11 protein-coding genes and 1 pseudogene are annotated in these 14,726 nt (G+C 70.8%); 7 read left to right on the top strand and 5 right to left on the bottom strand.

Going from position 1 to position 14,726, the window contains the following annotated elements:
- Positions 1–68 precede the first annotated feature (68 nt).
- The 7 genes from ACWCXB_RS01215 to ACWCXB_RS01185 all read left to right on the top strand — a co-directional run bounded on the left by ACWCXB_RS01215 (position 69) and on the right by ACWCXB_RS01185 (position 8,863).
- Entirely contained in the window at positions 69–836 is a 768-nt protein-coding gene (locus ACWCXB_RS01215; RefSeq protein ID WP_450718182.1) for a GntR family transcriptional regulator, read from the top strand.
- 338 nt (positions 837–1,174) lie between these two features.
- Positions 1,175–1,429 carry a DUF3311 domain-containing protein gene (locus ACWCXB_RS01210; RefSeq protein WP_450717680.1) on the top strand — a complete coding sequence of 85 codons (255 nt, stop codon included), beginning with the start codon at positions 1,175–1,177 and terminating at the stop codon, positions 1,427–1,429.
- Entirely contained in the window at positions 1,426–3,051 is a 1,626-nt protein-coding gene (mctP, locus tag ACWCXB_RS01205; protein ID WP_450717678.1) for a monocarboxylate uptake permease MctP, read from the top strand. Before ACWCXB_RS01210 ends, mctP begins: the two co-directional genes overlap by 4 nt.
- 106 nt (positions 3,052–3,157) lie before the next feature.
- On the top strand, positions 3,158–3,661 hold the full coding sequence (locus ACWCXB_RS01200) for a GNAT family N-acetyltransferase (RefSeq protein ID WP_450717676.1): 504 nt from the start codon (positions 3,158–3,160) through the stop codon (positions 3,659–3,661).
- A gap of 317 nt (positions 3,662–3,978) precedes the next feature.
- On the top strand, positions 3,979–6,357 hold the full coding sequence (locus ACWCXB_RS01195; RefSeq protein WP_450717674.1) for a ribonucleoside-diphosphate reductase subunit alpha: 2,379 nt from the start codon (positions 3,979–3,981) through the stop codon (positions 6,355–6,357).
- Complete coding sequence (locus ACWCXB_RS01190; protein ID WP_450717672.1) at positions 6,357–7,373, top strand: ribonucleotide-diphosphate reductase subunit beta; 1,017 nt, start codon at positions 6,357–6,359, stop codon at positions 7,371–7,373. Before ACWCXB_RS01195 ends, ACWCXB_RS01190 begins: the two co-directional genes overlap by 1 nt.
- Positions 7,374–7,897: 524 nt before the next feature.
- Positions 7,898–8,863 (top strand): helix-turn-helix domain-containing protein, encoded by a 966-nt coding sequence (locus tag ACWCXB_RS01185; protein WP_450717670.1) that lies wholly within the window; start codon positions 7,898–7,900, stop codon positions 8,861–8,863.
- 15 nt (positions 8,864–8,878) lie between these two features.
- Here the strand turns inward: ACWCXB_RS01185 and ACWCXB_RS01180 are convergent, their stop codons facing one another.
- The 5 genes and pseudogenes from ACWCXB_RS01180 to ACWCXB_RS01160 all read right to left on the bottom strand — a co-directional run.
- Positions 8,879–9,616: a D-Ala-D-Ala carboxypeptidase family metallohydrolase gene (locus tag ACWCXB_RS01180; RefSeq protein ID WP_450717668.1), complete on the bottom strand. Its 738-nt coding sequence runs from the start codon at positions 9,614–9,616 to the stop codon at positions 8,879–8,881.
- Positions 9,617–9,793: 177 nt separating this feature from the next.
- Positions 9,794–10,435: a peptide deformylase gene (def, locus tag ACWCXB_RS01175; RefSeq protein WP_450717666.1), complete on the bottom strand. Its 642-nt coding sequence runs from the start codon at positions 10,433–10,435 to the stop codon at positions 9,794–9,796.
- Between the two features lie 61 nt (positions 10,436–10,496).
- Positions 10,497–11,477 carry a tetratricopeptide repeat protein gene (locus ACWCXB_RS01170; protein ID WP_450717664.1) on the bottom strand — a complete coding sequence of 327 codons (981 nt, stop codon included), beginning with the start codon at positions 11,475–11,477 and terminating at the stop codon, positions 10,497–10,499.
- 187 nt (positions 11,478–11,664) lie between these two features.
- Positions 11,665–12,915 carry an HD-GYP domain-containing protein gene (locus tag ACWCXB_RS01165; RefSeq protein ID WP_450717662.1) on the bottom strand — a complete coding sequence of 417 codons (1,251 nt, stop codon included), beginning with the start codon at positions 12,913–12,915 and terminating at the stop codon, positions 11,665–11,667.
- Positions 12,916–13,289: 374 nt separating this feature from the next.
- Positions 13,290–14,627: pseudogene (locus ACWCXB_RS01160) on the bottom strand (HD-GYP domain-containing protein); the annotation flags it as partial.
- Positions 14,628–14,726: the final 99 nt, after the last annotated feature.

Below are 14,726 nucleotides of genomic sequence, written 5' to 3'. Positions count from 1 at the left end.
CACCATGTGAGCCGCAACAGACGGAGGTGCCGGTGACGGCAGCAGCACACGAGTCGGGAAGGCAGGCCATGGCCACGGACGGGGGTGGCACGGAGACGGAGGGCGGGGCGGCAACCCGTACCGCGCGCGTGCCCAAGTACTACCGGCTCAAGAGGCACTTGCTCGACATGACGGAGACGCTGCCGCCCGGCACGCCCGTCCCGCCCGAGCGCACCCTCGCCGCCGAGTTCGACACCTCGCGCACGACCGTGCGGCAGGCCCTCCAGGAGCTGGTCGTCGAGGGCCGGCTGGAACGGATCCAGGGCAAGGGCACGTTCGTCGCGAAGCCCAAGGTGTCGCAGGCCCTCCAGCTCACCTCCTACACCGAGGACATGAAGGCGCAGGGCCTGGAGCCCACGTCCCAGCTGCTGGACATCGGATACGTCACAGCCGACGACACGCTGGCCGGGCTGCTGGACATCTCGCCGGGCGGACGGGTGCTGCGGATCGAGCGGCTGCGACTGGCGAGCGGCGAGCCGATGGCGATCGAGACGACGCATCTGTCGGCGAAGCGCTTCCCGGCGCTGCGGCGCTCGCTGGTCAAGTACACGTCGCTGTACACGGCGCTGGCCGAGGTGTACGACGTCCATCTGGCAGAGGCCGAGGAGACCATCGAGACCTCGCTGGCCACGCCGCGCGAGGCGGGGCTGCTGGGTACGGACGTGGGCCTGCCGATGCTGATGCTGTCCCGGCACTCGCTGGACAGGAACGGCGAACCGGTGGAGTGGGTGCGGTCGGTGTACCGGGGGGACCGGTACAAGTTCGTGGCGAGGCTGCAGCGACCCGAGGCGGACTGACGGCTGGGGGTCCGGCCCGCGGCGCAGCCGCAAATCCGATGCAGTACCCCCGGGACAGCACAGCGTGGCGAGGCTGCAGCGACCCGAGGCGGACTGACGGGCTGACGGGCTGGGTGCGGACTGAGTCCCCGAAGGCGGGCCGAGCGGTCCACATGAGGGGTTGAGCGGTCGGAATCAGCCGCCGAGCGGTCGATTTCGGCCGCCGAGCGGCTGAGCCGAGCCGTTGGGCGATTGCCTCGTCCGTTATCCGGACCAGGGTTCCATCAAGCGGAACCGTCCCCTAGATTTCGTGCGCGTTACATCAGCACCGCTGATCAGCGACGGGACGGGAGCCGCTCATGTCCGAAGTACCCGAACACAGAAAACCGGTCGTCACCCCGGTACGGGCAGTGGTGGCCCTCTGCCTGATCGCACCGTTCGTCGCGATGCTCTGGGTCAGCTCGTACGCAAAGGTCGAGCCCACCGTTGCCGGGATCCCGTTCTTCTACTGGTACCAGATGCTCTGGGTCGTCATATCGACGGCGCTGACCATGGTCGCCTACACGCTCTGGCAGCGTGACCAGCGCGCCCGCAAGGAAGGGGCGTCGAAGTGAAGGACGGCGTGAACGGCGTCGCACTCGCCGTCTTCATCTTCTTCTTCCTGGCCGTCACGGTCATGGGCTTCCTCGCGTCGCGCTGGCGCAGGGCCGAGAACGAGAACAGCCTCGACGAATGGGGCCTGGGCGGCCGCTCGTTCGGCACCTGGGTGACCTGGTTCCTGCTCGGCGGCGACCTCTACACGGCGTACACCTTCGTCGCCGTACCCGCCGCGATCTACGCGGCAGGCGCGGCAGGCTTCTTCGCGGTGCCGTACACGATCCTCGTCTACCCGCTGATCTTCACCTTCCTGCCGCGGCTGTGGTCCGTGTCGCACAAGCACGGCTACGTGACGACGTCCGACTTCGTGCGCGGGCGCTTCGGCTCGAAGGGGCTGTCGCTGGCGGTCGCCGTCACCGGCATCCTGGCGACGATGCCGTACATCGCGCTGCAGCTCGTCGGCATCCAGGCGGTGCTGGACGTCATGGGCGTCGGCGGCGGCGAGAACACGAACTGGTTCATCAAGGACCTGCCGCTGCTGATCGCCTTCGGTGTGCTGGCGGCGTACACGTACTCGTCCGGGCTGCGGGCGCCGGCCCTGATCGCCTTCGTCAAGGACACGCTGATCTACATCGTGATCGCGGTCGCGATCATCTACATCCCGATCAAGCTCGGCGGCTTCGACGACATCTTCGCCAAGGCGGGCGACGCGTTCGCGCAGATCAACCCGGCCACGGAGAAGCCGCGGGGCGCGCTGGTGCCCGGGGAGCTCGGCCAGTGGGGTTACGCCACGCTGGCGCTCGGATCGGCGCTCGCGCTCTTCATGTACCCGCACTCGATCACGGCGACGCTGTCCTCGCGCAGCCGTGACGTGATCCGGCGCAACACGACGATCCTGCCGCTGTACTCGCTGATGCTGGGGCTGCTGGCGCTGCTCGGCTTCATGGCGATCGCGGCCGGCGTGAAGGTGACCAACGGTCAGCTCGCCATCCCGCAGCTGTTCGAGAACATGTTCCCCGACTGGTTCGCGGGCGTGGCCTTCGCGGCCATCGGCATCGGCGCGCTGGTGCCGGCGGCGATCATGTCGATCGCGGCGGCGAACCTCTTCACGCGGAACATCTACAAGGACTTCCTGAAGCCGGACGCGACGCCGGAGCAGGAGACCAAGGTGTCGAAGCTGGTGTCGCTGCTGGTGAAGGTGGGCGCGCTGGTCTTCGTCCTGACGATGGACAAGACGGTCGCCATCAACTTCCAGCTGCTGGGCGGCATCTGGATCCTGCAGACCTTCCCGGCACTGGTCGGCGGTCTCTTCACCCGGTGGTTCCACCGCTGGGCGCTGATCGCGGGCTGGGCGGCCGGCATGCTGTACGGCACGCTGGCGGCGTACGGGGTCGCGAGCCCCACGCAGAAGCACTTCGGCGGGTCGTCGGCGGAGATCCCCGGGATCGGGGAGATCGGCTACATCGGCCTGACGGCCTTTGTGCTGAACGTGGTGGTCACGGTCGTCCTGACATTCGTCCTGCGCGCGGTGAAGGCGCCGGACGGGGTCGACGAGACGTCCCCGGAGGACTACACGGCGGACGCGGGGGACGCGGGCGTCCAGGTGGAGCTCCCCAAGGTCGGCGCGAGCACGCACTGACCCACCGGGAGGACCCGTTCGCGATCGGCGCAGGCTCACCGAGCCTGCGCCGATCGCCTTTTCGCGGCGGGGCGGATCTTCCGGCCCGTACGGAACACTGACCCGCATGGACTTCATCATCAGGCGCGCCGAGCCCGCGGAGTACGAGGTGCTCGGGGCGATCACCGCGGAGGCGTATCTCGGGGACGGGCTGCTCGACTTCGGGGAGAGCGACGAGTATCTGCACGTCCTGCGGGACGTGGCGGCACGGGCCGCGGACGCCGAGGTGCTCGTCGCCGTGAGCCCGGAGGGGCAGGTGCTGGGCGGGGTGACGTTCGTTGCGTCCGGCGGACCATGGGCCGACATCGCACGCGCAGGCGAGGCCGAGTTCCGGATGCTCGCCGTGGCGAAGGAGGGGCGCGGCCAGGGTGCCGGCGAGGCCCTCGTGCGGGCGTGCGTCGACCGGGCACGGGCCACGGACGGCTGCGTACGGCTCGTGCTGTCCACGCAGCACACCATGCACACCGCGCACCGCATCTACGCGGGCCTGGGCTTCGTACGGACCCCTGAGCGGGACTGGGAGCCGGTCCCCGGGCTGCTGCCCCTGCTGACGTACGCCCTGGAGCTCTAGCGCTCCAGCGAGCCTCGCGACACAACATGTGGGGGGTGACGCAACTCCCCGCCCCCACATGTATGCTCATGCTCGCTGTCGCGCAGGGGAATCCGGTGGGAATCCGGAACTGTCCCGCAATGGTGTGCCGGTGTGCTTTTACGCGCGCCGACGAGTCCAAAGACCTGCCCACGGTGCGCCCGGACCATCCGGCCCGGGTGCCAAGACGTCCGGGCCTCGCGGAAAAGGCCGGTGGACGCGGAGCACCTGCCCCCACAGGCGTGCGCCCGTGCCCCGAGCACCCCGCCGGCCCCGAGCCGAGCGAGGGAGAGCACCCCGTGACCATCGCGCCGCCCGATCCTGCTTCAACGCAGCGCGCCGACGGAGCCGACGGTCCAGGCACCGCGCTGCTGCGGATCCTGACCGACCTCACCGCCGATCTCCCCGACACCGACCCGGGCCGGGTCGCCGCCGCCGCGCTCCGTGGCCGGCACGCGGGCTCGGACGAGGCCGAGCTGCGGGAGCTCGCGACCGAGGCGGCCGCGGGGCTGATCTCCGAGGACCCGGCGTACTCGCGACTGGCGGCCCGGCTGCTCAGCCTCACCATCGCGGAGGAGGCGGCCTCACAGGGGGCGGCCGCCTTCTCCGACTCCATCGCCGTCGGCCGCCGCGAGGGCCTGATCGCGGACCGCACAGCCGCGTTCGTACATGCCCACTCCGCCCGGCTCGACGCGCTGATCGACCCCGTCGCGGACGACCGCTTCGGCTACTTCGGTCTGCGCACGCTCTACAGCCGCTATCTCCTCCGGCACCCGATCACGCGCAAGGTGATCGAGACGCCGCAGCAGTTCATGCTGCGCGTGGCCGCCGGTCTCGCCGAGGACGACTCGCTCCGCGCCCTCGACGAAGTCGCCGCGCTGTACGGGCTGATGAGCCGGCTGGACTATCTGCCTTCGTCCCCCACGCTCTTCAACTCCGGCACCCGCCACCCCCAGATGTCGTCCTGCTATCTGCTGGACTCCCCGCTGGACGAGCTCGACTCCATCTACGACCGCTACCACCAGGTCGCGCGGCTCTCGAAGCACGCGGGCGGGATCGGGCTCTCGTACTCCCGCATCCGCTCCCGCGGTTCGCTGATCCGGGGCACCAACGGCCACTCCAACGGCATCGTGCCGTTCCTGCGGACCCTCGACTCCTCCGTCGCCGCCGTGAACCAGGGCGGCCGCCGCAAGGGCGCCGCCTGTGTCTACCTGGAGACCTGGCACGCGGACATCGAGGAGTTCCTGGAGCTGCGCGACAACACGGGCGAGGAGGCGCGGCGTACGCACAACCTCAACCTGGCGCACTGGATCCCGGACGAGTTCATGCGCCGGGTGCAGGAGGATGCCGACTGGTCGCTCTTCTCCCCCGCCGACGTGCCCGAGCTCGTGGACCTGTGGGGCGACGACTTCGACGCCGCGTACCGCAAGGCGGAGGCGGTGGGCCTCGCCCGCAGGACCATTCCGGCGCGTGAGCTGTACGGCCGGATGATGCGCACGCTCGCCCAGACCGGCAACGGCTGGATGACCTTCAAGGACGCCTCCAACAGGACCGCGAACCAGACCGCCGAGCCGGGCCGTGTCGTCCACTCCTCCAACCTCTGCACAGAGATCCTGGAGGTCACGGACGACGGCGAGACGGCGGTCTGCAACCTGGGTTCGGTCAACCTGGGCGCGTTCGTCACGCCGGCCGGTGACATCGACTGGGAGCGGCTCGACGAGACCGTCCGTACGGCCGTGACGTTCCTCGACCGCGTCGTCGACATCAACTTCTACCCGACCGAGCAGGCCGGCCGCTCCAACGCCAAGTGGCGCCCGGTGGGCCTCGGCGCGATGGGCCTGCAGGACGTCTTCTTCAAGCTGCGGCTGCCCTTCGACTCGGCGGAGGCGAAGGCCCTGTCGACGCGTATCGCCGAGCGGATCATGCTCGCGGCGTACGAGGCGTCCTGCGACCTCGCAGAGCGGAACGGCCCGCTGCCCGCCTGGGAGCAGACCCGGGCGGCGCGCGGTGTGCTGCACCCGGACCACTACGACGTCGAGCTCAACTGGCCGGAACGCTGGGCGGCGCTGCGGGCCCGGATCGCCGAAACCGGGATGCGCAACTCCCTCCTTCTCGCCATCGCGCCGACCGCGACCATCGCCTCGATCGCGGGGGTGTACGAGTGCATCGAGCCGCAGGTCTCCAACCTCTTCAAGCGCGAGACGCTGTCCGGCGAGTTCCTGCAGGTCAACTCCTATCTGGTGGACGAACTGAAGAAGCTGGGCGTCTGGGACGCACAGACCCGTGAGGCGCTGCGCGATTCCAGCGGCTCGGTGCAGGGCCTGAACTGGATCCCGGCGGATGTGCGCGAGCTGTACCGCACGGCGTGGGAGATCCCGCAGCGCGGCCTCATCGACATGGCGGCGGCCCGCACCCCGTTCCTGGACCAGTCGCAGTCGCTGAACCTGTTCATGGAGACGCCGACCATCGGCAAGCTCAGCTCGATGTACGCGTACGCCTGGAAGCAGGGCCTGAAGACGACGTACTACCTGCGCTCCCGCCCGGCGACCCGCATCGCCCGTGCCGCCTCCGGCGCGAAGCCGGCCGCCACCACCGTCCCCGTACAGCAGGCGGCCCCCGATGCCGACGCGATCGCCTGCTCCCTTGAGAACCCCGAGTCCTGCGAGGCGTGCCAGTAATGACGACCACGGAAACGAAGAATCTGCTCGACCCGGGCTTCGAACTGACGCTCCGCCCGATGCGCTACCCGGACTTCTACGAGCGCTACCGGGACGCGATCAAGAACACGTGGACGGTGGAGGAGGTCGACCTCCACTCCGACGTCGCCGACCTCGCCAAGCTCTCCCCCGGTGAGCAGCACCTGATCGGCCGGCTCGTGGCCTTCTTCGCGACCGGCGACTCCATCGTCGCGAACAACCTGGTGCTGACGCTCTACAAGCACATCAACTCCCCCGAGGCGCGGCTGTACCTCTCCCGCCAGCTCTTCGAGGAGGCCGTGCACGTCCAGTTCTATCTGACCCTGCTGGACACGTACCTTCCCGATCCCGAGGACCGCACGGCCGCCTTCGCCGCCGTCGAGAACATCCCCTCGATCCGCGAGAAGGCCCAGTTCTGCTTCAAGTGGATGGACTCGGTCGAGACGATCGACCGCCTGGAGACCCGGGCCGACCGCCGCCGCTTCCTGCTGAACCTGATCTGCTTCGCGGCGTGCATCGAGGGGCTGTTCTTCTACGGCGCCTTCGCGTACGTGTACTGGTTCCGCTCGCGGGGGCTGCTGCACGGTCTGGCGACCGGCACCAACTGGGTGTTCCGCGACGAAAGCTGTCACATGGCCTTCGCGTTCGAAGTTGTGGACACCGTCCGCAAGGAGGAGCCGGAGCTGTTCGATGCCGAGCTGGACGAGCAGATCACCGCGATGATCAGGGAGGCGGTGGACGCCGAGCTTCAGTTCGCCCGTGATCTGTGCGGCGACGGTATGCCCGGCATGAACACCGACTCCATGCGCCAGTACCTGGAATGCGTGGCCGACGACCGTCTCCGCCGCCTCGGCCTGGCTCCGGTCTTCGGCTCCGAGAACCCGTTCTCCTTCATGGAGCTCCAGGGCGTCCAGGAGCTGACCAACTTCTTCGAGCGCCGGCCGTCCGCCTATCAGGTGGCCGTCGAGGGATCGGTGGACCTGGACGAGGACTTCTGATCACGAGTCGTGGTCCTGCTCCAAGGAGTCTTGGGGCAGGACCGCACCGACGGCGGCATCCGTCTTGATGACGACGTCGACAGAGGAGTTCACGAGAAGGAAGCGTCGCCAGTAACAACTCGCAGCGCTGCATGCTGGGTTCCCGATCGTGTCCAGGAACGGCTCGTGATCGAGGAGACCGGACCTAAGCGCATACCCCTGGTGCGGACCGACTGTGCCTGCGGTGTGTCCCTGGCCGCTGGGCACCGCTGCTCGGCAGAGCCGACCGGGAGCGGGCCACGTACACGGCGTCGCCCACCTCGCGGTCATGGCGAACGCCGGCGCGCTCCGCCTCACGCAGCTGGCGGTCGATGGCGCGGTCCCTCGCGTACCCGACGAGCGAAGGAAGACCGAGAGGGAGGAGAACTCCCAGGGTGACGAGGTAGTTGAGGAATGTGTTCATGTCCTCCACTGTCGTCCTCGGGGCTCGGAAATATCAGTGGCAGGACTGTCGCCAATCGTCGAATTACTGCCACACTGAGGCCATGTTGAAGAACGTGGCAGTCGTCCTGCTCGACGGCGTACACCCCTTCGAACTCGGGGTCCTCTGCGAGGTCTTCGGCCTGGACCGCAGCGACGAAGGACTCCCCGTCCACGACTTCGCCGTGGCCTCCGCCGAGGGGCCCCGGCTGCGCACCCACGCCGGGTTCACGCTGGACGTCGAGCACGGGCTCGACCGGCTCGCGGAGGCCGATCTCATCGCCGTGCCGACCGGGAGCCACTACGTGGAGCGCGAGTATCCCGAGGCGCTGCTGGAGGCGCTGCGCGCGGCCGTCGACCGTGGGGCGCGCGTACTGTCCGTGTGCGCCGGGGCATTCGTGCTGGGGGCCGCGGGGCTGCTCGACGGCCGGCGCTGCACCACCCACTGGCGGTATGCCGACGCGCTGGCCCGCCGGCATCCGCGGGCGCTCGTCGACCCCGATGTGCTGTACGTCGACGACGGCCCGGTCATCACGTCGGCCGGCACCTCGGCCGGGATCGACGCCTGCCTGCATCTCGTACGCAGCGAGTACGGCCCGGAGGTCGCCAACAAGATCGCGCGCAGGATGGTGGTACCGCCGCACCGGGACGGCGGCCAGGCGCAGTACATCGACCGGCCGCTGCCGCGTACCCGCTGCGACACGGTCGGCGAGGTGCTCGCCTGGATGGAGCGCCATCTCGACCGCGAGCTGACCGTGGAGCAGCTGGCGGCACGGGCGCACATGTCGCCGCGGACCTTCGCGCGCCGCTTCCAGCAGGAGACGGGTACCACGCCGTACCGCTGGCTCCTGCGCCAGCGGGTGCTGCTGGCGCAGGAGTTGCTGGAGGCCACGGAGGACACGGTGGACGCGATCGCGGGCCGCGCCGGATTCGGCAACGCGGCCGCTCTGCGCCACCACTTCCTGCGCACGCTCGGGACGACGCCGAACGCGTACCGCCGTACGTTCCGCGGGCCTGTCAGGGCCGCGTGAGCGATCCGGCCGGGGTCAGATTCCGCAGCTCGACGCCGACCAGTAGCGGCTCGCGCGGTGGTCGACGTGGGTGTGGTCGCTGTGGCCCGGGTAGCCGGGGCCGAGGATCCCGTTGAAGCCGTGACTGCGGGCCTGCTGGGCGAGCTTGCACAGGGAGTGCGGGCCCGCGCCGAGGTCGGCCGCGTCGCCGTAGAGATGGCGGCTGTCGGAGGCCCCGCCGACCGCGCTGTTGCAGGCGTACGAGCGGAAGCCGCTGGTCACGGTGATGGGCTGATCGCCGAGGGCGTGGCGCATGGCCTCCAGCTTCCACATCGTGCGCAGCGCGTTGGACTTGGCGGTGGCCGCGCTCACCGCGCCGCCCGACCAGGTGGAGTTGCAGTCGTTGAGCTCGGCGTAGGTGAAGTGGATCGGGGTGCAGTCGTCGTCCTGGAGGGCGTAGAGCTTGTTGAAGGTCTGGGGTCCTGCGATGCCGTCGGCGGTGAGCCCGTACGCCGACTGGAAGCGCTTGACGGCGGCGGCTGTCGCCGGGCCGTAGTCGCCGTCGACGGCGAGGACCGCGCCGTAGCCGGGGTAGCCCCCGACCCGGATCTGCAGCTGGGTGACGTCGGCGCCGGATGTCCCCTGCGAGAGGGTCCGGGACCAGGTGTAGCAGCCGTCGGCGTGGGCGGTGCCGGCCGTGGCCATCACACCACCGAGCGAGGCGGCCATGAGCATGACAAAGGACAGCAGGAATCGTGCGGTGCGTCTGGGCATCGGCCCTCCATGACGAGTCCACAGGATGGGGATGAGCGCGTGCACGCCCGAGACTGGCGGTCCGGTCAACGCGCGTCAACAGGGCGTGGACAGCCGTCATTTGTCCGCCCAATGGCGGCAAGGTGAGGGCCCCGCACCGGTCACCGGAACGGGGCCCTCACCACATGGAATGCGACGTCAGTCGTTCGGCACGGTCTCGTAGCGCGGCGTGCCCTCCGCCATCTGCTTCAGCGCGTCCTTGCGGTCGCGCTTCGACAGCCGGTCGATGTACAGGTAGCCGTACAAGTGGTCCGTCTCGTGCTGCAGGCAGCGGGCGAAGTAGCCGGTGCCGCGCACCTTGATCGGCTTGCCCTCCGCGTCCTGCCCGTGCACCTCGGCGTAGTCCGGCCGGGCCAGCGAGGCGTACGCCGTCGGAACGGACAGGCAGCCCTCGTTCGAGTCGTCGAGCACACGGCGCTCCGGCGGCAGCTCCTGCAGCACCGGGTTGCAGACAACGCCGGTGTGACGTACGCCCTCGTCGTCCGGGCAGTCGTAGACGAAGACCTTCAGGTCCACACCGATCTGGTTGGCGGCCAGGCCCACGCCCTCCGCCGCCCGCTGGCTGGCGAACATATCGTCGATCAGCGCCGCGAGCTTGTCGTCGAACTCGGTGACCTCGTTGCACTCCTTGTGGAGCACGGGGTTGCCGACGACGGTGATGGGACGGGCCGTGCCGCGCTCGCGGTACGCCCGCTCACGCTCCTCACAGTCCTCCGTGTCCACGACGAAACCATCGTTGACCTGCTGGTCCGTGTGCTGGTCCGTCTCCTGCTGCGCCATTGTCCGCCGTACGCCTTCCTCGGTGCCCGTCTGTTTGTTCCGTACAGCCTAAGGCCCTGCGTCAGCAGACTTCCTCGAGATCCCGCCACTCACGGCTGTCCGGGCTGTCCGCGACCCAGCCGTCCAGCAGCCCGCGCACCAGACCGGCGGGCGCCGCGATCCCGCATTCGCGCTCCGGCACCCACAGGTCCCCGGCCGTGCGATGGCCCAGCGGCCCCGGGTGGCCCGGCTCACTGTGGTCGTGCGGGTCCAGGTGCTCGCCGTCGCCCTCGGCGCTCGGCATCCGGCTCTCGGAGCAGGCGCGGCAGAGCAGCCGTACGGAGGACGACCAGTCCTCGGCGGCGAAACCGGCGTCGGCGGCGAGCTGCTCCAGCGCATCCCGGTCCTCCTCCCCGGCGGCCTCCAGCAGCACCACCCAGGTCGGGACGGGCGAGGGCGCCCAGAGCTCGATCTCGTCGAAGACGGGGAAACTGTGTCCAGCGGCGGTGGTGCGCTCACCGTGCGGTACGCCGTCGTGCAGGACGACCTCGCCCCAGCGACGGCCGGACGACGGCAGGGGGATCGACAGCACCTCTATGCGGGCCGGGTCGAGCCTGCGGCCCCACACGACCTCGGCCTCGCCCTCGGGCGACAGCCGTACGGCCGCGCTGCCCAGCTCCATGCCGACGGGCTCTCCGCTCGCGGCGGCCTCGCCCGGCACCCGCAGCCCGTACGCCTGCCAGGCGCGGCGGGCCAGCGGCCAGTCCTGCAGGGCGGTGGCGGCGATACCCACGTTCCACCAGTCGGGGGCGCCGGTCTCCTTGTCGAGCAGCGCGACGGCGCGAAGGCCGGCGGCGCGCGCCTGCTCCCAGTCGTGCCGGAACTTGTGCAGCAGCGCCAGATTGAACCAGGACTCCGAGAGCCAGGGCTCCAGGTCCGCTGCGCGGGTCAGCAGCGCGCCCGCGTCCTCGTACCGGCCGTCGCCGATCAGCGTGAACGCGCGGTCGGTGGCCTGCCGCCAAGAGGCGGAGGGCCGATGCCGTACCTTCCCGAAGATCCTCACGATTCCCGCCTGCCGGTCGCTCGGGTCACTTCCCCCGGACACATGGCTGTCTGTGTCTTTGTAGCCGTGTCTCTTCTTTCTGCCTTCATTCGCATCCAACCATGCCCGGTCGGACGCCCGCTCATTACCCATGGGTTACCCAGGCCTGGAGGGGGCCAGACCGCCCGCCCGTCTCCCGTCACCACCGTCAACGGAAGCCCTGCGGGCCGCATCCCTCACGGGACAGGACGCGGGCGAGGGACTCCACGACTTCCGGCTGGTAGTCGTGCGCGGTCCCCAGGCGGAGCTCTTCCAGTGCGCCGAGTGCGCCTTTGGCATTTTCACCGGTGAGATCGTCGTACGCGTTGACGGCACGGACGATACGGGCGGGGAGCGGCTGCTCCCGGTACGGGTCCGCCTGCCGCTCCACGACCACCGCGACGGCCGCGGGAACGCCGGTCTGGCGGACCACGGCGCCGCCCAGCAGGGCGATACGGCGCTGCTCGGCGGCGGGGAGCCGGGCGGTGGCACCCTCCGGTACGGGGTCGACGAGGGAGAGCTGCCCGATGTCGTGCATGAGCGCCGCGTACTCCAGAACCGTCAGCTCGGGCCCGGAGAGTCCCAGCTCCCGGCCGACGGCGGTGCTGAGCGCGGCCACGCGGTGCGCGTGGCCGTGGGGGGTGTAGCCGGCGATCTCGGTGGCCCGGGCGAGCGAGGCGATCGTCTGGCGGTAGGTGGTGCGTACCGCCGCGTACCGCCGGAAGGACAGCTGGGTCAGCAGCAGCGGTACGCAGAAGACGGGGAGCGCCCAGAGTCCGGCGACGGCGACGCCGAGCGCCATGACCGCGCCGGTGGCGCAGACGGCGGAGCCGATGCCGAGGAGCGAGCGGAGTTCGTCGCGGAGCAGCGGGCCGTACGGGTAGCGGGTGCGCGCGCGTAGCATCAGGGCGGCGAGCACGGCGTCGCAGAGCGCAGTGAGCACGAGGAGGAGCAGCAGGTAGAGCGCGTAGTACGGGCCCTTGCCGACGCGGTCGGCCAATTCGCCGGAGTGGTGGAGCGGTTGGAAGCACACCGCCGCGAAGGCGACGGTGAGCACGCGACGGGCCACCTGGTCGAGTGCGGGGCCGCGGCCTCGTGCGATGTGCGGTACGACTCCGGCGAGGGCACCTGCGACGACGACCGCGACCACCTGGAGGACGCCGTGCGTGCTGCTCCTGCCGGCGGTCTCGTCGAGCAGCGCGTACGCCAGCGCCCCGGCCGAGCCGAGGGGCGCGGGCTCGCGCTCCCCCGGCAGCGCGCCCCAGCGGGCCAGCTCCCCGACGGCGATGAGCACCCCGAACGCCAGCGCGATCCCAGGCTCCTCGATCCCGGTCCACAAGGTCCACCCGAGCCCTGCCCCGGTGAGCGCCGCGGCAGCCCCGTACACACCCGCGACGGTCCGCGGGACCCGTCGTCTCATCCGCCCCGCCGCCTGTCGGCCAGGCCCCGGGCGGCCCGCGCCCCGACGACGGCGTCGACGACGCGGCGCACTCGGTCGCCGGGGTCCGCTGCGGGGTCATCCGTAACCGCGCCGGGCCCACCCAGGTCCGCGGCGGGGCCGGGCGAGGTGCGGGCCGGGTCCGGTGCGTCGGGCACGGGGGCGGGACCGCGTCCCTGTCGGTCGCCGGTGCCCGGCACCGGGGCGGTGGCGGGGAAGCCGGTTGCCGGCGAGGCCGGGCCGGCGGCGTGGCGCGTGGCGGCGGCCGAGGCCGGAACGGGCGCCGGGGGCGCCGAGGGGGCTCCGGCGGCACCTGCGGCGTGGCTCGGCCCGCCCGCGGGTACCGGGGCGCATGGGTCGGCCGGGCCGGCCGGAGCGCCGGCGGGGTGGCCCACCGCCCCCGGCAGGGGCTCGTCCGCGGTGACGGCCGTCTGCCAGCCGTGGCGGGACAGGGCGCGGACGAGGGCGCGGACCATCTGGGGGTCGAACTGGGTGCCCGCGCAGCGCTTCAGCTCCTCGACCGCCGACGCGACGGGGCGGGCCCGTCGGTAGGAGCGGGTCGAGGTCATCGCGTCGAAGGCGTCGGCGACCGCCACGACACGGGCGAACTCGGGAATCTGGCGGCCGGCCAGTCCGTACGGGTAGCCGCTGCCGTCGAGGCGTTCGTGGTGATGGAGGATCGCGGCCCTGGCCTCGCCGAGGAAGCCGATGCCGCGCACGATCTCGTGCCCGTACTCCGGGTGCAGCTCGATGACGCGGCGCTCGTCCGGTGTGAGGGGCCCGTCCTTGCGCAGCACCCGCGTGGGCACGCCCAGCTTGCCCACGTCGTGGAGGATCCCGGCGAAGCGGAGCACCTCCAGCCGTTCCTCGTCCATGCCCAGTTCGCGCGCGATCAGTACGGACGCCTGCCCCACGCGTTCGCTGTGGCCGCGCGTGTACTCGTCCTTGATGTCGACGGCCTGCACGAGGGCCCGGATGGTGGAACGGTGGGCGCTCTGCTCCTGGTGGTACTGGGCGAAGACCCAGCAGGAGATGTACATCGGCAGGAGCACGAACAGCGCGGAGACGGGGCCGTACGGGCTGCGCCACAGCACGGCCATCATCAGCCCGGCCAGCCCGTGGACGGTGTGCGGGGCGAGCGAGCCGGGCAGGAGCCCGCGCCAGGCCGCCCGCACCGGCAGCCGCTCGGCAGTGGCCAGGACGGCCCCGTCGAGCGCGCTGAGCACCAGGCAGAACGCCAGCGCGGCGGCCCCCGCCGGCAGCAGCGCTCGCGGGAAGGCGGGGGTGGTGCCGATCCCTCCGCACAGCAGGGCCGCCCAGGACGCGGCCCAGGCGGCCAGGGCGAGTTGGGCGGCACGCCAGACCCTCCGTACACCCGCGGGCCGCTGTTCGACGTGGGCGACCAGCGCACCCGGCACCGCGGCCAGCGCCGCCGCGGCGGGCGGCAGCAGCAGCGCCGCCGCCAGCAGCACGGGAAAGAACGATCCGGCACCCATCGGCACGGACCCGCCCAGGAACCGCCCGAGGAACGGGAAGCGGGCGGGCATCTCGCACACCGCATAGACCCCGGCGAGCAGCGCGACCGCGCTCCAGGGCACGTCGGCTCCGGAGAGCACCGAGGCGAGCACGCATGCGCCGGCGCACGCCACGGCGCAGAGAATCAACACGCGCGCCCCGCCGGGGATGTCTCTCACCCGCCCTCAGCCCTCCTCGGCCGCCTCAAATAGAGCGTCAGGCTAGCGAGTTGACCGATCCCCGGCGGCTGAGAACGACCGATTAGCACCATCGGGTGA

Source organism: Streptomyces sp. NPDC001514, assembly GCF_053597075.1.
This window is presented reverse-complemented; position numbering and strand designations above follow the sequence as displayed.